The sequence below is a fragment of the Streptomyces violaceusniger Tu 4113 genome, from assembly GCF_000147815.2.
Taxonomy (GTDB): Bacteria; Actinomycetota; Actinomycetes; order Streptomycetales; family Streptomycetaceae; genus Streptomyces; species Streptomyces violaceusniger_A.
The window spans coordinates 10,414,358-10,438,460 of sequence record NC_015957.1; the positions used below are offsets into that span (position 1 = coordinate 10,414,358).

Below are 24,103 nucleotides of genomic sequence, written 5' to 3' on the forward strand. Positions count from 1 at the left end.
GGCTGCGTTCTGCGACCATGGACAACATGCGCGCGCGATACGGAGTACCCCTGGGAATCACGGCGGTCGGCGCGGCCGGCCTCGCCTACGCCGCCGGCTTCGAAGTCCGGTCCTTCAGGCTCCGACGGATCACCGTTCCGGTGCTCCCGCAGGGGATGCGACCCCTGCGCGTCCTGCAGATCTCCGACATCCACCTGGTGAGCGGACAGCGCAAGAAGCAGCGCTGGCTCCAGTCCCTCGCCGGGCTGCGTCCCGACTTCGTGGTGAACACGGGCGACAACCTCTCGGACCCGGAGGGCGTGCCGGAGGTCCTGGACGCGCTGGGCCCGCTGATGGAGTTCCCCGGCGCCTATGTCTTCGGCTCGAACGACTACTACGGACCGAAGATGCGCAACCCCGCCCGCTATCTGCTCGAGAAGGCGAGCGGACAGCACGGGCTGAACGGCAACGCCCCGGTCGTCGGCGCCATCCACAACCCGTGGACGGAGCTGCGTGACGCCTTCGACGCGGCCGGCTGGGTCGGGCTGTCGAACACGCGCGGCCGACTGAAACTGGAGGACATCGAGATCGCCCTCACCGGCCTCGACGACCCCCACATCAAGCGCGACCGCTACGCCGAGGTGGCCGGCGGCCCCGAGACGGGCGCCGACCTCTCCCTCGCCGTGGTCCACGCCCCGTATCTGCGCGTCCTCGACGCCTTCACGGCCGACCGCTACCCCCTGATCCTCGCCGGCCACACCCACGGCGGCCAGCTCTGCATCCCCTTCTACGGCGCCCTGGTCACCAACTGCGACCTCGACACCCGCCGGGTCAAGGGCCTCTCCCAGCACCAGGCCGGCGGCCACACCTCGTACCTCCACGTCTCCGCGGGCTGCGGCACCAACCGCTACACCCCGGTCCGCTTCGCCTGCCCCCCGGAAGCCACCCTCCTCACCCTGACCCCCCAGACCCCCTGACCCCACCCCCACCCACCGGAACCGCCCGGAACGCCCCGACCTGCGAGACCTCGGAAACCGGATTTCGTCTCTGGCCACAGGTCCGCTAAAGTAGAGCTCGTTGCTTCGGGGTGTAGCGCAGCTTGGCAGCGCGCTTCGTTCGGGACGAAGAGGTCGTGGGTTCAAATCCCGCCACCCCGACTGAAGGAACACAGGTCAGGGGCCCTCTCCCACACGGGAGAGGGCCCCTGATTCGTTGGGCAGAACCTTCCTGGGAGAAATCTGGGAGAAGATCTTGGAATCCCGCTCCCAGAAGGCACCTATCGACGCACCCTCAGACGCTCTTGCAAGAGTTCGTTGAGCACGGCTACGGGTGACGTGGGGCACATCGCCAGTCGGGCATCCAGGGCCGCTTCCCACTCGGCGGTCAGGTGCGCCAGGAGATCCGCGCGCATCTCGCGGGTGATGTGCGAGTAACGCGCCTGCACCGAGCCGTCGATGTGCCCCATGCGCTCGTCCATGAGTTTCGGTGGGGTACGGAAGCCTTCCATGCGCGTCTTGTGGGTATGGCGCAGCCCGTGAGGCGTGAGCCCCCGCGCGATCGGCATCCAACAGGCATCCGCCCGTGTTTGGGCTCCTCTCCCTCGCGCCGGTACCCCGGGCCAGGGGTCTGCGAGTACGGGCACGGGACGCGCCTCCTGTGGAGCCTTCTTCGGGTACCAGCCGGAAGCCGCGGGCGTGAAGAGCCAGGTAGCGAACCCGTTCCGGCGCCAGTGCGCGGCCTGGTCCACAGCGCCCCCGCCGCGGGTGAACCCGAGCGCATCGATCGCCTCCTGCACCCGAGCCCTGGTTGCCTCGGCGACGGCGTCCGGCCGGTTGAGGACGTTGGACACAGTGCCCGTAGAGACACCCGCACGCCTCGCTACGTCCACCACCTTCGCTCCCGTCTCCCCCGTCCGGGAAACCCCATGCCCGCGGAACATGTACGTCTTCCCGTGGCAGGGGCAGGGCGTTGGCCGCGTATGTGCGATGTGTCTGGTCCAGAGACGGACCAGCCACAGTGCCGCGTCGATGGTGCGGTGGCTGTCATCCTTGGGAGGGCAGCGCTCGAACTCTCCCGAGTCGAGTTCGTAGAGCTGCCATTCCACGCGCACGGCGGTAGGGCGGATGAAGTCGGTCTCCAGCCCCACGACTTCGCCCCAGCGCATGCCCGTATAGCCCTTGGTGACCACACCCACGAACTCGTCATCACGCCCGGAGAGGAGCGAGGCGCGTTCGGCGGTCAGAAGGATGCCGATCGGGTCCGTGACAACCTTTTCCGGCCCCCGGTCACGGGAGCGACCGGCGCGCTTACCCCTTCCGCGGCGCTTGGTCGCAGGGTTGGACGTGATGAGCGCTTCATCCACCGCGTCTTCAAGGACCAGGTGGAGGGTGCCACGCCACGTCTTGACGCTCGACGCGGCGTACAGCGCCCGTTCCTTCCTGTCCCAAGCGTCAACGTCCACACGCTGGATCGACGCGAGCGGACGATCCTCGAACTCAGGCAGGAGGTGTTCTTCGAGATGGCGCCGGTAGTTCTGCATCGTGGATGCGGCCAGGTCCTGCGCCGCATACCACCGTGTGGCGTACTCGCCGAACGTGATCCGCCCGGCCGTCGGGTCCTTCCAGTCCCCTGCCCGAACCTTCGCCTCTTCGGCATCGGCGGCTTGCTTGGCTTCACGCTTCGTCCGGAAGCGGATGGTGCTCCCGTCCCCATCGGCAACGGTGCCGTATTTTCCCGGTGAGATCTTGTAGCGGCCACGCCAGTACGTGCCGCGGTCCTCCACGAACCCCATGCTCCCTCTCATCGCAATGCGATGGGTGGGTGCCGTTCGGCACCCACCCATCGCGGTCACTACTTCTGTCAGGCGGCGTTCCGGGCGCGCCTTGGACGCCTTGCACGGAGCTGCACTACCGGCTCTTGCGAGGTGACGCGGGTTCGCCGTCGTGTCGGAGCGGCATTGCCCGTCGATGCATTCGCCTTGTCCGGCCGCTCCTCAAGGATTTGGAAGATCTCCGCAACGTGGTCCCGCGTGAAGCGGTAGCCGCTCCCACTCCGTATGAAGGGGATACGGCGCCGTCGTGCTTGTTCCTTCACCCACCACTCCGAACAGTCGAGCGCGCTCGCGACTTCAGCAGGCGAGTACGTCGGGGGAAGGGCGTGGCTGCTCTGACCCGAGTTCATGGCTCCTCTTCCTGGAAGTTGAGCAGGGCAAGAGGGGACCGACCTCTCCCTGGCTTCGGGGGTTTCTCGGAACCGCGTGTGTCCGAGGTGCGGATTTCTGCGTCACCGCGTCATCTGCGTCATTTGGACTTTTGACCTGCGACTTTGTGTGACGCAGTGACCAGGGTGTGCGTCATGGGCTGCGTCATCGTGTGACGCAGATGACGCAGGATGACGCAGGCATCGCCGTCTGCGTCACGCCTCTATCCGCAGATCGGGAGCCGTTTTTCCGTCTGCGTGACGCAGGTGACGCAGCGTCTTCCCTCTTAGGACAAAAGAGGAGGTGTCTGTTGTGGTGCGGTGCGCCTCACAGCGTGAAGAAGGAGCCGCTGCGCGGCGCGACCATTGGGCGGCGTTCCGCCGAACAGCAAGAGGAGCACCCCGCCGCGCGTGGTGCTCCTCTTGCTTGGTCACGGGTCAGAACACCGGCTTCTGCTCGTATGGAGGCGGGGCCGGTTGGCGGGTCATTTCGAGGTAGCGGCCCTCGCGGGTGCGGCCCGAGTCGATGAGGACGCCACGGGCGGCCAGCGTCGGCTGGAGTCGCTTGAGCCGGTCGGAGAGGACCTTTCCCGTGGTCGGCCACCCCTTGGGCAGGGGACGCAGCTCATCGCCGCTGTAGAGACGACTGAGGCAGTGCAGCCACTCGGTGGAGGTCATCCGCTGCGCCGTGCCCGGCTCCATGGTGTCCGCATGCCTGAGGACGGTCTGCGCGAGGAGATCGCCCTCAATCACGTCGTCGTTCAGGTCGTCCAGGCTGGCCCGGTACGCGGTGAGCGCCCCGAGACCGGTCGCCGCATCGAGCTGCGCACACAGGTGCGCAAAGTCCGCCATCCGCAGGTCGGTGGGGGTCTCCACCTCAACTGCGCGAACCTTGACCGTGAGGTCCAGGAGAGACCCGAGAACGACGGGCAGAACCTCCGCGTACTCCACCCATAGATCGGCCTCGGTGCGCCGGATGCGGGGCCGCTCCAGACGCAGAGGCAGGAGCCGTTCCGCGAGGTCGGGCCGGATGACGCCCACGTCGATGCCGGTCAGCAGGAGGGGGCGGCGGTAGCGGGCGCGGAAGACGTCCCCGTCGGTGAACAGGGCGCGCTTGACGTTCTCGGCTCCGGTGACGATGCAGCACATGGCGTCGGACAGATCCGGGGTCATGTGGGAGAGGTTGTCCAGGGCCGTGACCCATCCGGCCGCCACCGCCGCGATCAGGTTCTCCTCATCCTTCGGAGCCCGGCGCAGGTCACCACTCAGGCCCTCGATGATCCGCACGAGCATGCGGCCCCCGGTGGACTTGCCAGCCCCCTGCGGGCCGGTGAGGAACGGGGCAGGGACGGGCACGGACGGCCCGAGGCAGCCGATCAGCCAGGCGATGGCCAGGCACTCGGTCTCCGCATTGGCGAAGTTGCACAGCCGCAACAGGAGGTCGATGCCCTTGCCGTCGGTGTCCTTGGTCGGCAGGGGCAGTTCCCCGGTGAGCTGGGTACGCCGCCAGCACACCTCGCGCGGGTCGGGGATGGCGATGTCCCAGCCGGTGGGGTGGATACGGACCGACTGTCCGTCGTTGCGGCCCAGGTCCAGCCAGGTCGCTCCGTCGAATCCGGGGGCGACGCGGATGTGGACAGGCTGTACGTCCTCGGTCAGTGCGAGTGCTTCGATCAAGTCCAATGCCTCCTTGAGTGCGGTCCCGTTGAACACGCCGCGCCCGTCCCTGAACAGGCCGACCATGAGTTCCTGGCGGTGGCTTCCCGTGGTGCCCTGGGATCGGATCGGGCGGGCCACGGGGTGGCCGTTCTTCTGCGCGTACACGGTCCCGTCGGCGGTGCGGAAGTACCGGAAGTGCGCCTGCGCGTAGTCGGTGATGACCTCGCGGGCAGGGTTCTTCTCGTCGTCGGACATGGTCACAGTCCCAACGTGGTACGGGCGTTGGTCCACGCGTCGGTGCAGTGCCGGGGGGATTCGCCCTTGGCCTGCGCGGCGGTGAACAGTCGCGTGATGTGGGCCTCGGTGAGGCAGCCGCACCGGCCGTGGGTGGAGAGCACGGCCAGGAAGGTTCGGTAGACGGTGGTGTGGACCGCGCTGCGGGCTTCGGTGATGCGTTGCTCGGCCATGGCGATGCCACGGTCCAGGTAGGCGGGCGTGCGGTGAGGGCACACCCCTTCCCCGGCGGCCCATGCGGGCATGGCGATGGACTGCGGGGCCGACCGGCCGGTGGAGGGCTTCTTCACGGCCAGCGCGCGCACGATGTCCGGCAGGGCCGTGATGGTGCCGGTGCCGGGCCCGAGCCACCGGGCGTAGGCCATCGTGGACTTGATGTCGACACCGTCACGGACGGCGTTCACGGAGCGCATGGCGCCTTGGTAGATCCAGTGTTCGCCGCGGGTCGTCGGCACGATCCGGGTGGCGGGCAGGGTCTGGCGGGCCCATGCGAGGGCTGCGGTGTCGTCGAGGTCCACCACGGTCAGCCCCGCGCCGCCGGGGTGGTAGGCGACCGTCACGGCCTCCCGCCACGCCGATGCCCACGCGGGCGAGGCGATGACGGACGGGTCGGTGGTGGTGGCGGCCCACGCGTGGCAGGGGCCGGGGCACTGGCAGGGGCCCGCTTCCTTCATGTTCGGCCGCCCGCCACAGACGGCCCTGCCCGTCCGGGCGTCCTTCGCGCAGGTGCGGCAGTTCCCGAACGGGACCTTGCCCCTTCGGAGGGGCAGCACCGGCAGACCGGCCGCGGCTAGCTCCAGCGCGGTCCGCAGCGGCGGGAGCGTGGCCAGATGAGTGCTGGTCATGTGTGGGAGCTCCCTTCCGGGGCGGGGTGATGCGAGGTGGGCAGTCCGGCCAGGACACGGTCTCGCCAGCGCAGGGCGTAGGGCAGGCAGTTCGCGCAGTTCTTGTGCGTGGTGTGGCCGGGCATGGGCGGGCGCTTGCGGGCATGGAAGCTCCATGCCTCGGAGTCCGCAGAGGCCAGTAAGTGGCCGACTTTGGCCAGGCCGAGAGTTTTGAAGCCGAAGCCGTGGAGCCGGTAGCCACGGGCGGCCATGGCCGTGACGATCGCGGCACCCTGGGCCGTGGACTGGAGACGGCACACGGAGCCGAGACCCACGGTGGGCTCAGCGCGCAGGTCCACGCCGTAGGACTCGTACAGGTCCGCGCATGCGTGGTACTCGGGGATGGTCCGGCCCTGAAGGCTGGGGATGATCCGCAGTTCGGGAGCCAGGGACCTCAGCTCCAGGAAGTTCTGTACCGTGCGGCGGCGGTGTTCGGCGACGCTGAGGTGCGTCCCTACGAAGGTTCCGGCGCGGGATGTACCGCCGTTGATGATGAGGTCTTCGCACATCCAGTCTTGTCCGGCGGCCCAGTCGTAGGGGCCGATGTGCTCCCAGATGCGGCGCAGGTCCGCCACGTACTGGCGCGGGGTGCGTGTCCAGCGGCCGTACCGCTGGAGTTCGGTGAAGCCGCCAGAGTCCACGGCATAGCGACCGATGGACCGCAGCGGCTTGACGGCCGAGGCAAGGTGCTCGGACTTCAAGAACAGCGGCACCGACGTTTCCCGCAGCCAGTGCTTCTTGTGGGTGGTCAGGTAGAACCGCATGCCTCCGGGGCGCGCGGTCTCGTCCGGGAGCTCCCGCGCCGGGCGCGGGATCACTCGCCGAATGACGGCAGGTTGGGTCATGCTGGATGTCTCCAGTTCTCTGATGGGAGTTGCTGGACGAGGGCGGCCCCGCTTCATTGGCGTGAGAGGGGGCCGCTCGTCGTTTTCGTGGCTGTGGAGGGGTGCGACAGGAGGCCGCACGCCCCCCTTTACCCCCGTTACCTTGCAGGTCAGAGCCCTTTACCTCCCCCTTGACCGGGGTAAAGGGCCCCCGCTACCCCGGCGGCCGGTGAAGATCGGCCGAACCGGGGTGCAGGAGGGGTCTGGACCGGGGGTCGGGTAGAGGGGGACCCCTTTACCCGGCGGTGGTGCTGAGGAGGATTTCGGCGGGCACGGCGTCCTCGATGTCACGCCGCTGGTACCCCGCCCCGTTCGCGCCCGAGATCTTGACCTGCTTGCTGGTGCGCTTCACGCCCGCCGCTTCCAGCTCGGAGGCGAGGCGTTCGGCGTTGAAGTCGCCGTAGGTGTCCTCATCGAGGTTGACCAGCGCGGCCAGCAGATCGGTGGTGAACATCCGCGGCGAGTGCCGCATAACCTCCAGCACATCGGACACGATCGCCGGGACAGTGATCCCCGCCGCGTCCGCGGCGGCGGTCACGTCCCCGGCGGCGTCGCCGGTGAGCTGCCCGGCGGCCTCCCGCAGCGCACGGCCCTTGCGGCACAGCGCGGCGAAGGTGGGCCCGTCCATCAGGTCGGCCCGCACGGTGACGTAGGAGGCGGGGCCGGTGACCAGCACGCCGACACCCATGTGATCCTCCGACAGCACCGAGGCGTCCGCGCCCTGGGCTGCCTTGCCCTTGCCGAGGACCATGTCACTGCTGGTGCGGTCCACGACCTGGGTCGAGTAGCGGATGGTGATGATCTCCCGCAGCTTCGGCGGCACGCTCTCCGCGTCGGGGCGCTGGGAGGCGAAGTTGGAGATGAACCCGGCGGCGGGGCCGCGGCGCGCGATGCGGCACAGGTCGTTGATGACCTGCTCCCGGTCCTCCCGCTCCATCGCGGTGAAGTACTCCTGCAGCTCATCGATCGTCACGAAGATGACCGGCAGGTTGTACTTCGCCACAATCTCCGGAGTGAGCTTGCCCTCCGGGCACACCGAGGTGGGCAGGTCCCGCAGCAGCGCGAAGCGCCGTTCCATCTCGGCCAGCAGCTCAGCCAGCATGGCCTTCAGCGCCTCGATCGCGTCATCCTCCGCACCCATGACGAGGCGGTGGGCGACGGTCTTCATGGGCATCCAGTCCGCGCCGCCCTTGCCGTCCGCGACGTAGTGCCGCACGTAGGCGTCCAGCAGTCCGGCCGCGGTCAGAAGGCGCTGGGAGAAGGTCTTGCCGCGGCGGGGCAGGCCGCCGAAGAACATCGACTGCCACATGACCGGGATGGCCACGCGGGTGCCGCGGGCGTCCTGCCCGAAGGGGACCGGCTCCCAGATCGAGAACCGCTCGGCCTTCTCCAGCGGGGAGGGGTTCGGAGTGCCCAGGTAGGGGTCATCATCGGCCACCCACATCGACACGCGGCCCGCGTTGCCGCCCTTGGCCGCGCGCACGCGGGACATGATGACCTGGATCTCGTCCACCCCGAGTTCCTGGGCGATGACCTCGCGCTTGGCCAGCACGTCGGAAGCGGTCTTGCCCCCGCCGCGGGGAAGGTCGAAGATCACGGCCCAGCCGCGGCCATCGCGGACCGGGCCCATCGTGCAAGAGACCTTCGGAAGGTCCTTCTCCTCCTTGCCGCCGCCGCTTTTGAGGAGGCCAGCAGCCCTAAGCGCGTCATTGAGCTGCTGGGCGGACATGTCCACCCGGACCGGCGGCGCCGCCTGATCCAGCAGCCGCGTCTCCTTCCCCCGCCCGAGGTAGGCCAGCGGGGTGATCACGGCCGCCGTCATCCCCACCTGCACCAGCGGGGGCGCCAGCGCGACCCCGGTTGCCGCGGCGGCCACGGCGACGGCCGCGGCACCGAACCGCCAGCGACGGGTACGGGTCCGCTCCGCATGCGCCGCCTGGAGCCGCACCGCAAGCTCCACATCCTCCGGCCGCGCCTTGGACTGCACCCGAAGCGCCTTCACCGCCGCACTGTGGTCCTGCGCCGACAGGGTCGGCCACAGGCCCACACAGGCCCGGAAGAAGCCACGCGCGGCCAACAGAACGGCCTTCATGAGGTACTTGGGGGTGCGGACGCCGTGGTAGCGGGTGTGCCACCACGTCAGCCGCCCCAGCGCGGTCACGTTCGCCACCACCGAGGCACGCGAGCGGGCCCACACCGGCAGCACCGGCGCGTCCGGCACGGTGAGCCAGTCCGCAAGCGGGTTGTCCGCCCGGTCCACCGCCTCACCCGCCGGGGCCGATTCGGCCGGCACAGTCTCCGCGGGTGCGGGGCCAGCCTTGTCCAGGCTCACCGGGGGGTCGGCGGCTTCCTTGGCCGCGCGGTGTTCGTCGAGGTCGTGCAGGCTTCCCATCTCGGGTGCCTGAGTCATGATGGGTACTCCTCTGGCCTGAGCGTGTGTGAGATGTGGGCCGGTAGGGCCCCGGGGCGGCCGGTGTCCTTTGGCCGGGATGGCCGCCCCGGGGCGCGGCTACAGACCCGCGCGGCGGATCGCCTGCTCGGTGGCGCGCGCCCGCCTCTCGGCTTCCTTGCGTGCGTCGCGGGCGGCGGCGCGGTCCTTGCCCCGCGCGGCGCGTTCGGCGGCCTTGGCGGCGGCGAGTGCGACCTTGGCCTTCTGGTCCTGCCGGAACAGCGCGCTCGCCTCACGCTGTCCGCGCTCTTCGGCGGCGGCGTCGATGCGGTCGATCTGCCGGTCAAGCTTGGGGTCGACAGCGTCGGCGGCGGCCTGCTTGACGGTGCGTACGAGCAGCCATGCGCGCTTGCGCTTCTCGGCCGGGGTGTAGGAGCGGTAGACCTCGCTCACAGGGTGTCCTTCCTGGTCACAGCACGGATTGGGTGTGCGGGGTGTGGGCGTGCTCGGGTGCGGGTCAGGTGGTGGTGGGCTCGGACTCGGTGAAGGCTTCGGCGATCCGCATCAGGAGCGTTTCGGCGGCCATGAGGTGACCGGCGAGCCGTCCCGGGTCGTTCAGGTCGGTGGGGCCGATCGCGTCGACGTAGGCGCGGGCTTCCTCGATGACCAGGATCTGTGCGGCGGCGCGGACGATGGCTTCCATGCGGGCGGGCTCCCTTCGGTGTCAGTGGTTGCGGATGCCGGTGGTGGAGCGGCCCCACCACCGGTTCGTGGTGTGGTTGTTGGTGATGTAGGTGTCACCACCGCGGTCCCGGCCGGTGACGGTCTTGGCGGCCAGGAGCAGGCCGACAATCCACAGCAGGGACCCGCTCCCGATGCCGGTGAGGGCGCCGAAGAACTGGCCCAGGCCCCATCCGGTCCCGGCGGCGAACGCGCCGCCGCCGATGCCGGTAGCCCAGATGCGCTGCGCCTGGGGGTCCATCCCGGTCGGGACCGGGGCCGGTGCGGGGGCGGGGGCGGTCGGCAGGAGGTCCTTCAGCACGGGCACCATGCCCCCGTTGGGGCTGGGCACGTAGACCACGGGGCCGCGGTCGGCGGCCAGTTCAACGGCCCCGCTCAGCGGCTGCTGGACGGGGCCGTACAGGTCGGGGGTGAGAGGGTCGGGGACCGGGTCACCCGGCGGGTGGTAGGGCAGGGGCTCGTTCATGCTGCCTCCGTGAAATCGTCGGGATAGGCGCAGGTCACACAGACCCCGAGCGAAGTGGGGATGCAGTAACCGGCGTCCGTGGAGCACTGGGGGCAGGTGCGGCGGGCGGTCATGGCCTTGGCCAGTGCCGCCCACCGGCCGGGGGTCATGGGCCGGACCGGCTTGGCCAGGTCCAGGCGGTAGAGGTAGGCCACCGACACGCCAGACTTCCGGCGGCGGGAGCGGCGCATCACCTGCGCCGCTATCGGCTGACCACCCGGACGCAGCCCCCGGGCCCGTAACTGACGGCGCGTCGCGTAGCCGTCCGGGGCCAGCTTCCACGGGTACGTGGCCAGGCCCCAGGTGGTGCCGGTGGGGTCGTAGCACTTGCCGAATGCCGGGGACATCAGGCGGCCACAGGCGTTGTGTCAGGCTGACGAGAATCGGTAACGGCGTCGTCCGTCACCCGCTCGGCCCGCTCAGCACGGAGCGCATCCCGCAGACCGCGCGCCTTCTCCGCCGACGTCCGGACCTCCTTGCGGATGCGGTCGGCCGTCAGCTCCTCATCCGACCAGTCGGCGGTAGCCTTCCGGGCCTCATCAAGGAGTTGGGCGGGCGTCCGCTTCGGTCGGGCGGGCCGGGCCGACGGGGGGACCCGACCGGGCGTCCGACGCGGGCGGGCCGACTCAGCCGGTACCGCCGCGCCGACCGGAGCCGACCGGTCGGGAACGGGCAGTGTGACCGGAGCAGGAGCCGGAAGGGGCATTGGGTCGGCGATCGGGGCGGGAGGTTCGTCGGCCGACTCCCCCAGGTCAGACATAGACCGATTACTCTCGGTCTCAGCCGCTTTCTCCGCATCTGCGGTCGATTCGGGTCGGTGGTGGAGCACCTTGGCAACCAGATCCGACCCGAAATAGATCGACCCGACCGGAAGCGACGTCGCCAGCAGCACCAGCAGCCAACCGACCTTGCCCAAGTCGGCCAGCCGACCGGGACCGACCGAACCGCCGTGCAGCTCGGGAACGAGCCCGTGAACGTAGTTCAGCACCAGTGAGGCGGTGGTGTAGAAGGCCAGCACCCGCAGCGCGAACTTCCGGTCCGACTCGGCCGTCAGCACCAGCCGGGCGATCAGCGCCAGAGCCATCAGGCCGTCGACCACGTACGCGTACAGCGTCGCGGCCGTCGGATCGGCGCCGATGGCCGTAGCCACGTCCCGCAGCGCGTTCCACGACACCCGGAACGCCATCCCGACCACGCCCACCAGAGCGAGGACGAGCAGGGCCTTGGCTTTGCGGTTCACCGCTCGACCTCCCTGCTCCGTTCCGCGCTGCGCGGGTCGCCCGCCGCGCGGTAACCGGTCGGCGGGCGCTCGGCCAGCCGCTTCCGCAGATAGGCGGTCGTCCACTCGATGCCGAGGTCCGGACCCTCGTCGTCGAGGGCGCCGTGGAGGGCGATCACCGTGTGCATGACCCGGTCGCCGAGGATGCGGGCGTGTACGTCGCTGTCGCCGATCGTGGCCGGGTACGGGATGTCGAGCGCTTCGAGGACAGCGCGCAGCAGGTCGGCAACGTCCTCGGGCAGCGGGCCGGGGCGGGCGTTCGTGGTCGGCTCGCTCACAGCGCACCCCCGATCGCGGTACCGGCCGCGATCACCAGCGGGATGCTCGCGTACCGGATCAGGTCGACCGCGAGCTGAAGCCGCTCGAACTTCGCGACCGCGATGCGGGAGAGCGTCACGATGGCCGCCGGGCGGCGGTCCTGGCGCATGTCCGCCCGCAGTTCCTCGGCCGTCAGACCGGCCCAGTAGGGGAACGAGCAGCGATCGGTCCCACCGAGGCGGGGGCGGACCGCGGCCAGCAGCACGCCGATCGAGGCCAGCAGCAGCGCAACCGCCACCCCGCCGACCACCAGCGCGGCGACCGGGAGGGACAGCCCGGTCCCGGCGGTCCACAGACCAGCCATGACCGCGCCATCGAACGCCAGCAGTAAAGCGACCTTGTTGTCGGTACGGGCCATCTCGGCCTTGACGTCCGCATACGCAGCCGTCAGGTTCGCATCCACCCGCGCATCCATCGCGGTGGCGGTCGACGTCCCCGGGGCGCTCACGCTCCCACCTCCGACGTGCTCAGGTCGGCGGTGCGGTTCGCCAGCTCCCGGCGGGCGGCCAGCACCCGGCGGCGAGCCCGGCGGATACGGCGGGCGTCCAGCTCCGAGACCGGCCGGTCAAGCGTCATGATCTGCACGTCCAGCAACTCGACCTCGGCCGTGATGAGCGGCATCTCAAGGTCGATCGCGTCCAGCTCAGCGCCGGTCGGCTCGCGGTCGGACAGGTCGGCGGTAACAACCGCCTGAAGTGCACCGATGTACTTCATGGGTCGTGATTCCTCTCACGGTGGTACGGCCCGAAAGCGGCTCCGGTGTTCCAGCACCGGAGCCGCGCGCCGTTGGGGTGGTGGGAAGGTCCGTCGGGGACGGGCCTTAGAACTGAGCGGCGGCCGACGTCACCAGCCGGTCAGCAGCCGCGATGGCGTCCTGCCGACGAGCGGCAAGCGCGTTGGGGTCAGGGGCCCCGCGCAGGGCGTAGGTGGCTCGCGCCGCTTCCTCAGCCGTCCCGGCCAGCTCGGGGGCCAGGAGCGCGACCGTGGTCAGGGGTGCGGTGATCGCGGCGCGGGTGGTGTGACTGTCGGCCCGTGCAGCGGCGTACGCCTCGGGGGCGTCGCCGGTCATCCGCAGATCCTCACGGACCCACATCGCCCGCCGGTGCTCGGCGAGCGCCGCCACCAGCGCGGTCACGGCGGCCAGCCGGTCACGCCGACGGGCCTCGGTGCGGGCTTCGGCCCGCTCGATCCGCCCGGCCCGCTGCTGTAAGACGTACGCCACGGCCGATCCCAGCAGGGTGCCCACCACGGCGATGATGCTGCTCCACATAAGCCCTCCCCAGATTGGGCGGGGCCGGATGGTCCGGCCCTTCGCCGCTCGGGAACTCCGAGCGGATAGCGGACGGGGAGGGAGTTGCACCCTCGACCCCGCAGGGACGCTCTACGCGCCGTCCGTTGGTCTGCCACCAGCCGTGCCGCACACCTCCCATCAGCGGCTTTGACTGGGACCTATGAAGTTCTCAAGCAGCAGACGCTTCCTTTACACCCCCTTGTGAAGGGCTTCCGGGCGCTACTCAGGGCCCGGACCCGCTTGCACGGGTTGAGCCCCTTGCTCAACTTGTAGGAACAAGTTGATGAAGATGACTCTGCACCGTTGGGGCGGTCCGCGTCAACCCGCCTGTACCAACAAGTTGCGCGAGTGCGTCATGATGGGGGAATGAACAAACAGCCGAAGTACCGGCAAGTGGCCGACGCGCTGCGTCGAGAGATCGACAACGGGGCCTACCCGCCCGGAGCACGCCTCCCATCAGAGAGTGAGCTGTCCGCCCGGTTCGAAGCCTCGCGTAACACTGTCCGGTCTGGGCTGAACCTGCTGGTCACGGAGGGGCTGATCTCGTCCAGTCAGGGACTCGGGTACGAGGTGCGCTCACACGAAGTGTTCAAGCTCAACGCGTCCCGGTTCGAGAACCTGAGCTTCCCGCAGAACGGCGACGCCTACAGCACCGACGTGACGAACGCGGGTCGGCGACCGCACCAGACCTTCCGCGTCGAGATGCTCCCCGCGCCGGAAGAGATCGCGGCGCGGCTGAAGGTGAAGGAGGGGGCAAAGACTGTGCTCCGCTTCTGTCACCGGTACGTGGACGATGTGCCCTGGTCAACGCAAGCGACGTACTACCCGGGGTGGCTCGTGGAGCGGGCCCCACGGCTGGCCGAGCCCGGAGATATCGCGGACGGGACGACTCGCTACCTCGCGGATCACGGGATCAGTCAGATCGGGTACTTCGATGAGATCGCCACCCGGATGCCGACTCCTGAGGAAGCGCGACTTCTGGAGATCGGCGCTGGCGTCCCGGTCCTGCTCTGGACGCGCACGGGCTACTCCGACGAGAAGCCCATTCGGTGCACCGTCACCACATTCCGCGGCGATCTGAACCGCATGAACTACGAGATCGGCGACCTGGCCGGTCGAGACGAGGATCTGTGATCATCACCCCCGCTCAGCCCAGTGAGCTGCCCAAGCTGATTGCTTTCCGAGAGGAAGCCGCGTCGTGGTTGAAGGAGCTTGGCACCGACCAGTGGAGCCGCCCCTACCCGGGGGATCTGCTGCTCGCCAGCATCGAGACGGGCACCGTGTTCATGGTCCGTGACGGAGACCAGACCGCCGCGACCATCACCCTCACCCCGGAGGCTGAAGACGGGCTCTGGACGGAGGCAGAGATGAGCGAGCCATCCATCTTCGCCAACAAGCTCACCGTGGCGCGCACGCACGCAGGCCAAAACCTCGGTGGCCGGTTGCTGAATTGGGCAGGAGATCGGGCTTACAGAGCGTCGGCCAAGTGGCTTCGATTGGACGCGTGGACGACGAACGAGGAACTCCAGTGCTACTACCTGCGCCAGGGGTTCGAGCACGTCCGCACCGTGCACGAGGGAGACGCCGTCAACGGTGGGCCGCGGGTCTCTGGATGGTTGGCGCAACGCCTCACCCGATCGACAGATCACGGATTCGTGGACGAGACGCCTGCGCCGGAGCCAGTGCCGCTCGCACGGTGATCGGCGTGGCGCGGGGACGCACCTGCTGGACCCACAGCGCTGGGAGAAATCCGGGAGAAGATCTTCTCCCAGCGCCTCCCGAATACCGTGCGAGACCGACTCATACCAAAGCCCTGACCTGTACGAACATCACTCAGGACAGGTACAGCCCCCGCCCGGACCTTATTCGGGACGAAGAGGTCGTGGGTTCAAATCCCGCCACCCCGACTGAAGGAACACAGGTCAGGGGCCCGGTCCGCAAAAGCGGATCGGGCCCCTGACGCGTTCCGGGGGCCATCTCGAGGGCCATGAGTTGGCGCGCAGTACTTTGTCGCGGCCTGCGCGCGTCGCGACGCCGATCGGCCGGCCCCATCTCGCCCCCGTCTGGGCGGATCAGCGCTCGTAGGACGTACAGCCACGGGGCATGAACTAGCGGTCAGTCAACTCGTGGCTGCGGCACCAAAGATGCCGTCGGGGCGGTGCGTCCTGGTCAGCTCTCGGTCAGGCGCAGTGCGGCTTCCGCGTTGTCTTCCGCATACCGCTCGGGCGCCACCCGGTGTGTGCGCCCTCCGCCCACTGCAGGATCTCTGCGGCCGCCCCGTGCCGCGTTGTGTCGCTATGCGGAGGCGTCGGTCCAGCCCTGGCGGCGCAGGACGGCCGGGAGGTCGGGGGGCTGGTAGTGGGCGCCCTTGAGGACTTTGCCGTCGGCGCGCAGGGTGGGGCGGCCGTCGGGGCCGAGTTTGGTCATATTGGCCCGGTGGATCTCGGCGATCACCTCGTCGAGGTCGATGCCGTGGACCAGGGCGGTGCCGTAGGCGACGTAGACGACGTCGGCCAGTTCATGGGCCAGGTGGTCTACGGTGCCGTGGGCGCTCGCCTCGGCTACTTCGGCGCATTCCTCGGCCAGTAGGTCTTGGCGGTGGGCGGCGAGTTCCGGTGAGACCTCGGTGGGGGTCGTACGGGCCTCGAGGCCGAAGGCCAGGTGGAATTCGCGGACGAGGCCGACGGGAGAGGGGCGCATCCGTCCGATCGTACGTGGGGGTGGGCGGGCGGTGCGGGGGTGGTCAGGCGTCGTAGGGGGCGGGGTGGTCGTGGGGGGTGTGCGTTGTGGGGAAGCGTCGTGCGTCGGCGCGCGGATCCTTGGGCGGGTGCCTAGATGATCGATTCCAAGGGGTCAGTGATCGTACGAGGTGAGCGAACGGAGGGTGGCTCGTCCGGTGTGATCGTTGTGCCAGATCACGGCGGTCAGCGCGAGTATTCGCTGCATGACGCGGGCGATGACACCTCCAGGCGTGCGCCCTCGGTGCTGTTCGAGGTCGAGTTGCCCCTTGAAGGTCTCGTTGACCGACTCGATGACCTGCCGCAACGGCTTGAACAGGGTTCCGCCGGGCCGCTGCCGTTCGCCCTTGCGGGTCGGCCGTAGCAACTGGATGCCCTGCCGGGCGAGTTCCTGTTCGAAGGTGCGGCCGAAGTAGTGCTTGTCGCCGATCAGTGTCTGGCCGGGCCGGGCGGCGAGGAGGTCCGGTTCGGCCGCGAGCAGGTCCAGCAGTGTTTCGCGTTCGTCGGCTTTGGCTCCGGTCAGGGCGAAGGCGACGGGCAGGCCCTGGAGGGTGCACACCAGGTGGAGGCGCAGGCCCCAGAAGAAGCGGCTGTGGCTGGCGCAGTAGCCGTACTGGGCCCATCCGGCCAGGTCGGAGCGTTTGACGGTCTCCCGCGAGCGGCCGCATTCCACGGGTGTGGAGTCCACGGTCCATACGTCGTCGTTCCACACTGAGGTGCTGGTGGCCAGCATCCGGGTGATCCGGCGGAGCAGGTCGGCGGCTTTGCGCAGCCGCTTGTTGTAGCCGGGTTGCTGCGGCAGATACGGGAAGAGGTGGCGCAGGTGGGCCCGGGCATGCCGGAGCCACCTGGCCTCGGAGGTGAAACCGAGCATGGCCTGCATCATCGCAAGTGTGACCAGCTCGGCGTCGGTCAGCTGCGGCGCGATCCCCACGGCCGGCCGCCACGGCGCCAAGTCCGGACGCTCCTTCAGCAGATCGTCGGTCGTCGCATAGAGTGCTGTCGCGAGGGTGTCCAGGTTGTTCGTCACAAAACGATCTTGGATGCCCTCGCTCTCGTCTCCGCAGGCACCCCTTGGAATCGATCATCTAGGGTGAGGCGTATCAGGCCGTTGACCTCCGCCTCCGGGGTGGTGCACCCATGAGTCTCAGCATCCGCAATCAGCTCCCCGCCACCGTCGTGTCCGTGACCCCGGGCGAGGCCATGGCCACGGTCCAGGGACGGCTGTCCGGGGGGCAGATGGTGACGGCCGCCGTGACCATGAGCGCCGTGAAGGAGCTCGGCATCGGGGAGGGATCGGAGGTCACGGCGCTGGCCAAGGCCACTGAGGTGGCCCTGGCCACCGGGGAGGTCTCGGGGCTGAGCATCCGCAATCGTTTCCCGGGCACGGTCACCCGCCTCACCCTCGGGGCCGCCATGGCCACCGTTGTCATCGCCATCGGCGGTGACCAGGAGCTCACGGCCGCCATCACCCAGGACGCCGCGGCGGAGCTGGGGCTCACCGAGGGCAGCCGCGTCACCGCGCTGATCAAGTCGACCGAGGTGTCGCTCGCCACCGCGTAGGCCGATGCGTCTGTGGTGGTCGGGTGGTGGTCGGTCGATGGGCCGGTTGCCTGACGTCCCCGACCCCGCCCCGGCCCCGGTCCCGGTCCGCCAGATCGCGCCAACCTCTGCGCCCCCACCCCACGTATTTCTACAGTGCTGTAGATTTTAACTCCGGTCCACCGAGCACCTGGAGGAGAACGTGGGAGTTTCCCTGTCCAAAGGCGGCAATGTCTCGCTGAGCAAGGAGGCGCCGGGCCTGAGCGCGGTCGTCGTCGGCCTGGGCTGGGACGTGCGGACGACGACGGGCGCCGCCTACGACCTCGACGCGAGCGCCCTGCTGTGCGACGAGGCCGGGAAGGTCGCATCCGACCGGCACTTCGTCTTCTACAACAACCTCACCAGCCCCGAAGGCTCCGTGGAGCACACCGGCGACAATCTGACCGGTGAAGGAGAGGGCGACGACGAGGCCATCAAGGTCAATCTGGCCGCCGTGCCGGCCGAGATCGCCAGGGTCGTCTTCCCGGTCTCCATCCACGACGCGGACGGCCGCGACCAGAACTTCGGCCAGGTCCGCAACGCCTTCATCCGGGTGGTCAACCAGGCCGACAACGCCGAACTCGCCCGCTACGACCTGAGCGAGGACGCCGCGACCGAGACGGCGATGGTCTTCGGCGAGCTCTACCGCAATGGCGCGGAGTGGAAGTTCCGCGCGGTCGGCCAGGGGTACGGCTCGGGGCTCGCGGGCATCGCCTCCGACTTCGGCGTCAATCTCTGACGCCCTCCCCCGCGGCCGTCGGGCCCGCCCTTCCCCCCTGAGGCGGGCCCGACGGCCGGTTCGCGCAGCCACGCGGTTCGCCTGGCCAGATGGCTCCCGCCGCCAAATGGCTCGCGCAGCTCACACGGTTCGGACACGGCTCCACGTCGAGGAAGCGGACATGACCGCCCCACCCGGGTTACAGGCCGAGGACAGGCCCGACTTCGAGCGGGCGCTGCACCAGGCGCTGCGTATGGCGGAGATCCGTGAGGCCCTGCGGCGCAACGGAGCCACCGGGGACGCGGACATCCAACGGCTGCGCTCCCAGGCACTGGTGGAGAGCGAGGCGATCGCGACGGCCGCCGCGCCCGAATACGCCGCGTACCTCCGGCAACGCACCGCCGCGGCGATGAGCCCGTCCACCGCGCCCGTTACGCACGCCCTTTCTGCCTCGGCTGCCCCGTCTACTGCGGGCGCCCCCTCCCCCGCAGCCGGCGTCCGCGGGCTGCTGCCGGCGCTCGCCGTCCTCGCACCGGCTCTGGCCGGTGTCTCGGCCGCGGCCTTTCTGCTCCTCGGCGGACTGCTGAAGCTCTTTCACTCCCAACGCGAGCTGGCCGGGGCACTGTTGACCGCCGGGCTGACCAGCGCGACGATCGCGGCGGTCACTCTGGCGGCGGGAGTGGCCTGCCTGCTCGCCACCGCCGTACGCCACCGCACCTCGGCCCCCGACCAGCACCCGCGCTCCCAACGGCATCCGTACCCGTACCCGTCCCACGTCGGGCGCCGGGACGACGCGGCCGTGGCCACGGCCCGCGACGCCTGGCTGAGGGCCCTGCTTCACCGCGGCATCCTGCCGTTTCTGCGCGACCGGCTGAAGATGTCGCAAAAACCGTCTCGGATCAATCAGAAGAGCGAGAAAGGAAGCACATGACCGTAAATCTGGCCAAGGGCCAGCGGATCAACCTGAGCAAGTCCGACGGGGGCGAGCTCAGCGCGGTGCGCATGGGCCTGGGCTGGCAGGCCGCGCCGCGCAAGGGGCTGCTCGCCCGGTTGACCGCCAAGGAGATCGACCTGGACGCCTCGGCCGTGCTCTTCGCCGGGCGGGAAGCCGTCGACGTCGTGTTCTTCCAGCATCTGACGAGCGACGACGGATCCGTACGGCACACCGGCGACAACCTCGTCGGTGGCACCGGTCAGGGCGGCGACGATGAATCGATCCTGATCGATCTGCAGCGCGTTCCGGCCCATGTCGATCAGATCCTGTTCACGGTGAACTCCTTCACCGGGCAGACCTTCGCCGAGGTGCAGAACGCCTTCTGCCGTCTGATCGACGAGACCAACGGACAGGAGCTGGCCCGCTACACCCTGAGCGGCGGCGGCCCCTACACGGCCCAGATCATGGCCAAGGTGCACCGCGAGGGCGGGACGGGCGGGGCCTGGCAGATGTCGGCGATCGGCGCGCCCGCCACCGGCCGGACGTTCCAGGATCTGCTGCCGGTCCTCGCCTCCCACCTCTGACCTGACGGGCAAGCCCTGACAAGCAAGCTCCTCTCCGCATCCGACAAGCGGGCTGAAACGGCCTGTGGCGCGTTTCGCACCGTCCGAGGGAGAATCTCAGGGTGACCGAGCGAAAGCCACCGGGCATCAGCTTCGAAACATGGGCCGACCGGCAGATCCGCGAGGCGGAGGAACGCGGCGCGTTCGCGAACCTCCCGGGAAAGGGAAAGCCTCTCCCGAGCCTCGACAAGCGCTACGACGATCTGTGGTGGGTCAAGGAGAAGATGGCCCGCGAGAATCTGTCGTTTCTGCCGCCGACACTCGTGCTGCGCAAAGAGGCGGAGGACGCGCTCGCCGCCGTGGAAAAGGCGCGATCGGAACGGAGGGTGCGGGAGATCCTCTCGGAGGTCAATGACAAGATCCGGGAGGCGATCCGGCGGCCCCCGCCCGGCCCGCCGCTCCATCTCACGCCCTTCGACATCGACGAGGTCGTCCGGGAGTGGCGAGAGCGCCGGGACCGGATGGAGCACGACGAGGACCGCCCCGGCTGACCACCGGCCGCTGATCGCCGAACACTGATACCACTGACCACTGACCGCTGACCGCTGACCGCTGACCGCGACGAAGGTGGGCCGGGGCGCGTGCGCCCCGGCCCACTCGTGGTTCAGGGTCTGCCCGATTCAGGGCCCATGTTCCAGGGCCGCCCCGGGCTACTCCTCGTTGCCGTACGGGCGAGTGATGATCTCCATGCCATGACCGGCCGGGTCCATGAAGTACAGCCCGCGCCCGCCGTGGTGGTGGTTGATCTCGCCCGGCTGCTTCAGATGGGGATCGGCGTAGTACGTGACCCCCTGCTGCCGGATCCGCTCGAAAGCCGCGTCGAACTCCTCGTCCGAGATGAGGAACGCGTAATGCTGCATGACGATCGACTCACCGGGAATGGTGGCGAAGTCCAGGGTGACGCCGTTACTCGTCTCCAGCGGAACGAACGGGCCCCACTCTTCTCCCGCCTCGAGACCGAGGATATTCGCCAGGAATTCTGCGGATTCGCGGTTGTCCAGAGAATGGACGATCGTGTGATTCAACTCGACAGACACTGTGGAATGCCTCCGTAAGGCAATCTCACGGGCACCTCCATGCCTCACCCAGCCGGTGACCGACACGCGATGCCGTATCTCCGATCGTAGGCGGCACCACCTCCGACCGTCGAGGCCCAGTTCCTCAGCCGCACGCCACGGAGGCGGAATCCCCGTCGGCGGCTTCCTTCCTGACCGCCGCCACGTTGAAGATCCCGCCCTCCGGGTCGCGCAGCGCCGCGACGCGCCCATAAGGGGTGTCGGCCGGCGGGGAGAGGATGCCGCCGCCGAGCTCCGCGGCGCGTTCGGCGACCTCGTCGACGTCCTTCACGCAGAAGTAGACCCGCCAGCGGGGCCGGACGTTCGGGTCCGGGGCGGCCTCGAGGGCGCCGCCGCGCAGCCCCGCGACCGCCTTACCGTCGATATGGAGGACCACCCGGTCATGTTCGAAGCGGACGTCGCAGCGCTCGCGCTCCTGGCTGTCCCAGCCGAAAACCTGCCCATAGAAGAGCGCCGCCTCGAAGGCGTCGCGGGTGCGCAGCTCCAGCCATACGGGCGCGCCCGGTCTGCGCTCGCCCCACCAGGCGGAGGTCAGATCGCCCTCCCAGATGCCGAAGTTGGCCCCGTCCGGGTCGGCCGCCCAGGCCACCCGGCCGCTGCCGAACTCCAGCGGCCCGACCGCGACCGTGCCACCGCGCTCCTGGACGCGCGAGGCCACCTCGTCCGCGCTGTCCGCCGCGAAGTACGTGGTCCAGGTGACCGGGAGGGTCACCCCCGCCGACGGGGACGAGGCGCCGATGCCGACGGTCGGTACGCCGCCCTCGGTGTACGCGATGGTGTAACGGCCGTGCCCCTGCCGGGTGGGGCGGAAGCCCCAGCCGAAGAGCTCTCCGTAGAAGGTGTGCGCGCGGTCCAGATCCGCTGCCATGAGACTCACCCAGCACGGTGCGCCCTGGACAGCACGGAACCTCTCCCGCAAAGCCGCTCACCTCACTCATGTCCCTGGGGGCGCCACAGGCGTCCCGCAGGCAGCCGTCATCGCTCGCGCTTCCTGCCCGATATCTCCACTTTCCTCTGATTTTGCGGTCGGCGCCACCTTGATGCCCACCGGCGCGCCCGCCCGAGCAGGGAGCACGTGCGTTGTGGCGCATCACACCGGGGCACGTCCGGCACCGGAGCATGGCCGGCCGGCCATGGCAGGGCAGTATTGCGCCCATGTCGAACCTCCGCTCAAACATCGTCTCCTGGCTGGGCCGCAAGTACTTTTCGAGAATTCAGAAGAATGGCTTCGACTTGTCCAAGATGTCGTTCCTCCCGGACGCCACGCTGGCGCCGCTGAGGCGCGATGGACTCGACCCCATTGCCGACCTGTCCCGAACCAGGGCAAAAGAACCCATCAGTAAGATATGGCTACCTTTCGGCATTAATGCCTGGCTCGTCACCGGATATGACGAGACCAAAGCGGTGCTCGGAAAGGCGAAGGGGTTCAGTTCCGATTTCACCAACCTCGCGGAACGGAACATCGGCGTCGCCCCGCAGCAGAATCCGGGAGGTCTCGGCTTCAGCGATCCACCGACGCATACGAGACTGCGACGCCTGCTGACGCCCGAATTCACCATGCGGCGGCTCAGCAGGCTCACCCCGCTCATCCACTCCATCGTGGAGGAGCGCCTCGACGAGATGGCGGCGGCCGAGGGCCCGGTGGATCTCGTGGAGGCGTTCGCTCTCCCCATTCCCGCGCTGGTCATCTGCGAACTGCTCGGGGTGCCGTACGAGGACCGCGATGACTTCCAGCGCCACAGCACCGCGCGGTTCGACCTCTTCAGCGGGGCGAACGCCTCCCTCGGCGCGATGTCGGACTCCCTTTCCTATCTGCACGGGATCGTCCGGAAGCAGCGTGAGACGCCCGGCGACGGGCTGCTCGGCATGCTGGTCAAGGAGCACGGCGATGAACTCGACGACCAGGAGCTGGCCGGGCTCGCCGACGGGGTGCTGACCGGCGGTCTGGAGACGACCGCGAGCATGCTGGCCCTGGGCACGCTGGTGCTGCTCCAGGCCCCCGAGCACTTCGCCGCCATACGTGATCACGACGATGCCGTGGACCCGTTCGTGGAGGAGCTGCTGCGCTATCTCACGGTGGTGCAGGTGGCCTTCCCGCGATTCGCCCGCGAGGACATGGAGATCGCGGGCACGCGGATTTCCGCCGGCGATCTGGTGCTGTGCTCACTGAGCGGGGCCAACCGCGACGAGAAGCTGGGCCCGGACATGGAGCGGGTCGATCCGCACCGGCAGGCCCCCTCGCATCTGGCCTTCGGATACGGCATCCACCGCTGCATCGGCGCCGAGCTGGCCAAGATGGAACTCCGGGCCGCCTACCCCGCGCTCATCCGGCGGTTCCCGGAGATGCGACTCGCCGTACCGGCGGAGAAGCTCTCCTTCCGGAAGCTCTCCATCGTCTATGGCGTGGACGAGCTGCCGGTGCTGCTGAGGTAGCGGAGCCCGGGGAGGGGACGGGGTGAACGGGAGGGGCAGGGGCTGGGGCCGGAGAGGTGGGGACCGGAGGGGTAGGGGCCGGAGAGGTGGGACCCGGGGGAAGGGGCGGAATCGCGCACTGAGGAGCTACGGACGGGTGCGGACGGAAACGTTCAAGCTGCTGCCCGGCATCACCCGCGAGCAGCCAGAAGCGTCCAGAACAGCTCAGAAGCGCTCGACCATTTGCTCGCGCTCACGCGGAGGCTCGTACGGCGTCGGCCAGAAGTCGGTGATCGTCTGGATCCGGCCGTCCGCCGAGGCGGTGAAGAAGCTGATCGCCTGTGTCTCCTCCTCGTCCTCGCTGAAGCGCACCCAGGAGACCGCCTGCTCGCCGTCGGCGATGACGCGCTCGACCTCCAGACTCCACTCGCCCAGGTACTCGGCGTTGAAGCGGACCACGCCGTCCCGGCCGAGCACCCGCTCGCGGGTCTGCGGCAGTTCGTAGCGGACGTCGTCGGCGAGCGTGGCACCGAATGCCCGCCAGTCCCTGGCCTGGGCCGTTGCCCAGTATGTCTCCACTGTCGCGGCTATATCGGCCAT

The 24,103-nt window shown here is 69.1% G+C and carries 28 protein-coding genes and 1 tRNA gene; 10 read left to right on the forward strand and 19 right to left on the reverse strand.

All coding sequences use genetic code 11. The annotated features are described in order from the left end of the window. The first annotated feature begins 26 nt into the window (after window positions 1-26). Together STRVI_RS42555 and STRVI_RS42560 are read left to right on the forward strand one after the other, a co-directional pair. Complete coding sequence (locus STRVI_RS42555) at window positions 27-956, forward strand: metallophosphoesterase (RefSeq protein WP_208949205.1); 930 nt, start codon at window positions 27-29, stop codon at window positions 954-956. 106 nt (window positions 957-1,062) lie between these two features. Beyond that, window positions 1,063-1,136: transfer RNA gene (locus tag STRVI_RS42560), tRNA-Pro, on the forward strand. A 119-nt stretch (window positions 1,137-1,255) separates the two neighbouring features. Here STRVI_RS42560 and STRVI_RS42565 read toward each other — a convergent pair. The 14 genes from STRVI_RS42565 to STRVI_RS42630 form a co-directional block, all read right to left on the reverse strand. Continuing rightward, the gene (locus tag STRVI_RS42565; RefSeq protein WP_014061760.1) at window positions 1,256-2,770 is read right to left on the reverse strand and encodes a LacI family DNA-binding transcriptional regulator; all 1,515 of its coding nucleotides are present in this window, start codon (window positions 2,768-2,770) and stop codon (window positions 1,256-1,258) included. An 845-nt stretch (window positions 2,771-3,615) separates the two neighbouring features. After that, window positions 3,616-5,091: a hypothetical protein gene (locus STRVI_RS42570; RefSeq protein ID WP_014061761.1), complete on the reverse strand. Its 1,476-nt coding sequence runs from the start codon at window positions 5,089-5,091 to the stop codon at window positions 3,616-3,618. A 2-nt stretch (window positions 5,092-5,093) separates the two neighbouring features. Further along, window positions 5,094-5,975, reverse strand: coding sequence for a bifunctional DNA primase/polymerase (locus STRVI_RS42575; RefSeq protein ID WP_014061762.1), 882 nt, complete (start codon window positions 5,973-5,975; stop codon window positions 5,094-5,096). Then, window positions 5,972-6,859: a DUF7221 family queuine tRNA-ribosyltransferase-like protein gene (locus STRVI_RS42580; RefSeq protein ID WP_014061763.1), complete on the reverse strand. Its 888-nt coding sequence runs from the start codon at window positions 6,857-6,859 to the stop codon at window positions 5,972-5,974. The genes STRVI_RS42575 and STRVI_RS42580 overlap by 4 nt, the downstream gene beginning before the upstream one ends. 274 nt (window positions 6,860-7,133) lie before the next feature. Beyond that, entirely contained in the window at window positions 7,134-9,308 is a 2,175-nt protein-coding gene (locus STRVI_RS42585; protein ID WP_014061764.1) for an FtsK/SpoIIIE domain-containing protein, read from the reverse strand. Window positions 9,309-9,407: 99 nt separating this feature from the next. Then, on the reverse strand, window positions 9,408-9,740 hold the full coding sequence (locus STRVI_RS50315; protein WP_014061765.1) for a hypothetical protein: 333 nt from the start codon (window positions 9,738-9,740) through the stop codon (window positions 9,408-9,410). A gap of 64 nt (window positions 9,741-9,804) precedes the next feature. After that, entirely contained in the window at window positions 9,805-9,990 is a 186-nt protein-coding gene (locus STRVI_RS42595) for a hypothetical protein (protein WP_014061766.1), read from the reverse strand. Between the two features lie 21 nt (window positions 9,991-10,011). Then, on the reverse strand, window positions 10,012-10,494 hold the full coding sequence (locus STRVI_RS42600; protein ID WP_014061767.1) for a hypothetical protein: 483 nt from the start codon (window positions 10,492-10,494) through the stop codon (window positions 10,012-10,014). Beyond that, window positions 10,491-10,880 carry an RRQRL motif-containing zinc-binding protein gene (locus tag STRVI_RS42605; protein WP_014061768.1) on the reverse strand — a complete coding sequence of 130 codons (390 nt, stop codon included), beginning with the start codon at window positions 10,878-10,880 and terminating at the stop codon, window positions 10,491-10,493. The genes STRVI_RS42600 and STRVI_RS42605 overlap by 4 nt, the downstream gene beginning before the upstream one ends. Next, window positions 10,880-11,773, reverse strand: a complete 894-nt coding sequence (locus STRVI_RS42610) for a DUF2637 domain-containing protein (RefSeq protein WP_014061769.1) — start codon at window positions 11,771-11,773, stop codon at window positions 10,880-10,882. Before STRVI_RS42610 ends, STRVI_RS42605 begins: the two co-directional genes overlap by 1 nt. Further along, window positions 11,770-12,090 carry a hypothetical protein gene (locus tag STRVI_RS42615; RefSeq protein ID WP_014061770.1) on the reverse strand — a complete coding sequence of 107 codons (321 nt, stop codon included), beginning with the start codon at window positions 12,088-12,090 and terminating at the stop codon, window positions 11,770-11,772. Before STRVI_RS42615 ends, STRVI_RS42610 begins: the two co-directional genes overlap by 4 nt. Beyond that, window positions 12,087-12,578: a Pycsar system effector family protein gene (locus tag STRVI_RS42620; protein ID WP_014061771.1), complete on the reverse strand. Its 492-nt coding sequence runs from the start codon at window positions 12,576-12,578 to the stop codon at window positions 12,087-12,089. The genes STRVI_RS42615 and STRVI_RS42620 overlap by 4 nt, the downstream gene beginning before the upstream one ends. Continuing rightward, window positions 12,575-12,844 (reverse strand): DUF6284 family protein, encoded by a 270-nt coding sequence (locus tag STRVI_RS42625; RefSeq protein ID WP_014061772.1) that lies wholly within the window; start codon window positions 12,842-12,844, stop codon window positions 12,575-12,577. Before STRVI_RS42625 ends, STRVI_RS42620 begins: the two co-directional genes overlap by 4 nt. Window positions 12,845-12,950: 106 nt before the next feature. Continuing rightward, window positions 12,951-13,400, reverse strand: a complete 450-nt coding sequence (locus tag STRVI_RS42630; protein WP_014061773.1) for a hypothetical protein — start codon at window positions 13,398-13,400, stop codon at window positions 12,951-12,953. A 387-nt stretch (window positions 13,401-13,787) separates the two neighbouring features. On the opposite strand from STRVI_RS42630, the gene STRVI_RS42635 reads away from it, so the two are divergent. Then, window positions 13,788-14,555, forward strand: coding sequence for a GntR family transcriptional regulator (locus tag STRVI_RS42635; RefSeq protein WP_014061774.1), 768 nt, complete (start codon window positions 13,788-13,790; stop codon window positions 14,553-14,555). Then, window positions 14,552-15,121: a GNAT family N-acetyltransferase gene (locus STRVI_RS42640; protein WP_014061775.1), complete on the forward strand. Its 570-nt coding sequence runs from the start codon at window positions 14,552-14,554 to the stop codon at window positions 15,119-15,121. Before STRVI_RS42635 ends, STRVI_RS42640 begins: the two co-directional genes overlap by 4 nt. A gap of 595 nt (window positions 15,122-15,716) precedes the next feature. Here the strand turns inward: STRVI_RS42640 and STRVI_RS42645 are convergent. Both STRVI_RS42645 and STRVI_RS42650 read right to left on the reverse strand, forming a co-directional pair. Next, a complete protein-coding gene (locus STRVI_RS42645; RefSeq protein ID WP_014061776.1) occupies window positions 15,717-16,121 on the reverse strand; it encodes a MazG nucleotide pyrophosphohydrolase domain-containing protein in 405 nt (134 codons plus the stop codon). A gap of 153 nt (window positions 16,122-16,274) precedes the next feature. Continuing rightward, window positions 16,275-17,189, reverse strand: a complete 915-nt coding sequence (locus STRVI_RS42650) for an IS982 family transposase (protein WP_014061777.1) — start codon at window positions 17,187-17,189, stop codon at window positions 16,275-16,277. A 110-nt stretch (window positions 17,190-17,299) separates the two neighbouring features. Here STRVI_RS42650 and STRVI_RS42655 point away from each other — a divergent pair, with 110 nt between their 5' ends. The 5 genes from STRVI_RS42655 (at window position 17,300) to STRVI_RS42675 (ending at window position 20,506) form a co-directional block, all read left to right on the forward strand. Further along, on the forward strand, window positions 17,300-17,722 hold the full coding sequence (locus STRVI_RS42655; protein ID WP_014061778.1) for a TOBE domain-containing protein: 423 nt from the start codon (window positions 17,300-17,302) through the stop codon (window positions 17,720-17,722). 181 nt (window positions 17,723-17,903) lie between these two features. After that, entirely contained in the window at window positions 17,904-18,479 is a 576-nt protein-coding gene (locus STRVI_RS42660) for a TerD family protein (RefSeq protein WP_014061779.1), read from the forward strand. A 160-nt stretch (window positions 18,480-18,639) separates the two neighbouring features. After that, complete coding sequence (locus tag STRVI_RS42665) at window positions 18,640-19,389, forward strand: hypothetical protein (protein WP_014061780.1); 750 nt, start codon at window positions 18,640-18,642, stop codon at window positions 19,387-19,389. Next, complete coding sequence (locus STRVI_RS42670; protein WP_014061781.1) at window positions 19,386-19,976, forward strand: TerD family protein; 591 nt, start codon at window positions 19,386-19,388, stop codon at window positions 19,974-19,976. Before STRVI_RS42665 ends, STRVI_RS42670 begins: the two co-directional genes overlap by 4 nt. A 101-nt stretch (window positions 19,977-20,077) precedes the next feature. Then, complete coding sequence (locus tag STRVI_RS42675; protein WP_014061782.1) at window positions 20,078-20,506, forward strand: DUF1992 domain-containing protein; 429 nt, start codon at window positions 20,078-20,080, stop codon at window positions 20,504-20,506. A gap of 159 nt (window positions 20,507-20,665) precedes the next feature. Here the strand turns inward: STRVI_RS42675 and STRVI_RS42680 are convergent, their stop codons facing one another. After that, window positions 20,666-21,052: a VOC family protein gene (locus STRVI_RS42680; RefSeq protein WP_014061783.1), complete on the reverse strand. Its 387-nt coding sequence runs from the start codon at window positions 21,050-21,052 to the stop codon at window positions 20,666-20,668. 124 nt (window positions 21,053-21,176) lie between these two features. Continuing rightward, window positions 21,177-21,959: a VOC family protein gene (locus STRVI_RS42685; RefSeq protein ID WP_014061784.1), complete on the reverse strand. Its 783-nt coding sequence runs from the start codon at window positions 21,957-21,959 to the stop codon at window positions 21,177-21,179. Window positions 21,960-22,246: 287 nt separating this feature from the next. On the opposite strand from STRVI_RS42685, the gene STRVI_RS42690 reads away from it, so the two are divergent. Next, complete coding sequence (locus STRVI_RS42690; protein ID WP_014061785.1) at window positions 22,247-23,524, forward strand: cytochrome P450; 1,278 nt, start codon at window positions 22,247-22,249, stop codon at window positions 23,522-23,524. 204 nt (window positions 23,525-23,728) lie between these two features. Here STRVI_RS42690 and STRVI_RS42695 read toward each other — a convergent pair whose 3' ends face one another. Next, window positions 23,729-24,103 carry a nuclear transport factor 2 family protein gene (locus STRVI_RS42695; protein ID WP_014061786.1) on the reverse strand — a complete coding sequence of 125 codons (375 nt, stop codon included), beginning with the start codon at window positions 24,101-24,103 and terminating at the stop codon, window positions 23,729-23,731.

Bases quoted from the DNA above. Each gene is read 5' to 3' on its own strand.
- STRVI_RS42655 (WP_014061778.1), top strand. From the start codon at position 17,300: ATGAGTCTCAGCATCCGCAATCAGCTCCCCGCCACCGTCGTGTCCGTG.
- STRVI_RS42600 (WP_014061767.1), bottom strand. From the start codon at position 10,494: ATGAACGAGCCCCTGCCCTACCACCCGCCGGGTGACCCGGTCCCCGAC.
- STRVI_RS42570 (WP_014061761.1), bottom strand. From the start codon at position 5,091: ATGTCCGACGACGAGAAGAACCCTGCCCGCGAGGTCATCACCGACTAC.
- STRVI_RS42580 (WP_014061763.1), bottom strand. From the start codon at position 6,859: ATGACCCAACCTGCCGTCATTCGGCGAGTGATCCCGCGCCCGGCGCGG.
- STRVI_RS42605 (WP_014061768.1), bottom strand. From the start codon at position 10,880: ATGTCCCCGGCATTCGGCAAGTGCTACGACCCCACCGGCACCACCTGG.
- STRVI_RS42690 (WP_014061785.1), top strand. From the start codon at position 22,247: ATGTCGAACCTCCGCTCAAACATCGTCTCCTGGCTGGGCCGCAAGTAC.
- STRVI_RS42585 (WP_014061764.1), bottom strand. From the start codon at position 9,308: ATGACTCAGGCACCCGAGATGGGAAGCCTGCACGACCTCGACGAACAC.
- STRVI_RS42565 (WP_014061760.1), bottom strand. From the start codon at position 2,770: ATGGGGTTCGTGGAGGACCGCGGCACGTACTGGCGTGGCCGCTACAAG.
- STRVI_RS42555 (WP_208949205.1), top strand. From the start codon at position 27: ATGCGCGCGCGATACGGAGTACCCCTGGGAATCACGGCGGTCGGCGCG.
- STRVI_RS42595 (WP_014061766.1), bottom strand. From the start codon at position 9,990: ATGGAAGCCATCGTCCGCGCCGCCGCACAGATCCTGGTCATCGAGGAA.
- STRVI_RS42630 (WP_014061773.1), bottom strand. From the start codon at position 13,400: ATGTGGAGCAGCATCATCGCCGTGGTGGGCACCCTGCTGGGATCGGCC.
- STRVI_RS42695 (WP_014061786.1), bottom strand. From the start codon at position 24,103: ATGGCCGATATAGCCGCGACAGTGGAGACATACTGGGCAACGGCCCAG.
- STRVI_RS42625 (WP_014061772.1), bottom strand. From the start codon at position 12,844: ATGAAGTACATCGGTGCACTTCAGGCGGTTGTTACCGCCGACCTGTCC.
- STRVI_RS42685 (WP_014061784.1), bottom strand. From the start codon at position 21,959: ATGGCAGCGGATCTGGACCGCGCGCACACCTTCTACGGAGAGCTCTTC.
- STRVI_RS42645 (WP_014061776.1), bottom strand. From the start codon at position 16,121: ATGCGCCCCTCTCCCGTCGGCCTCGTCCGCGAATTCCACCTGGCCTTC.
- STRVI_RS42635 (WP_014061774.1), top strand. From the start codon at position 13,788: ATGAACAAACAGCCGAAGTACCGGCAAGTGGCCGACGCGCTGCGTCGA.
- STRVI_RS42665 (WP_014061780.1), top strand. From the start codon at position 18,640: ATGACCGCCCCACCCGGGTTACAGGCCGAGGACAGGCCCGACTTCGAG.
- STRVI_RS42575 (WP_014061762.1), bottom strand. From the start codon at position 5,975: ATGACCAGCACTCATCTGGCCACGCTCCCGCCGCTGCGGACCGCGCTG.
- STRVI_RS42670 (WP_014061781.1), top strand. From the start codon at position 19,386: ATGACCGTAAATCTGGCCAAGGGCCAGCGGATCAACCTGAGCAAGTCC.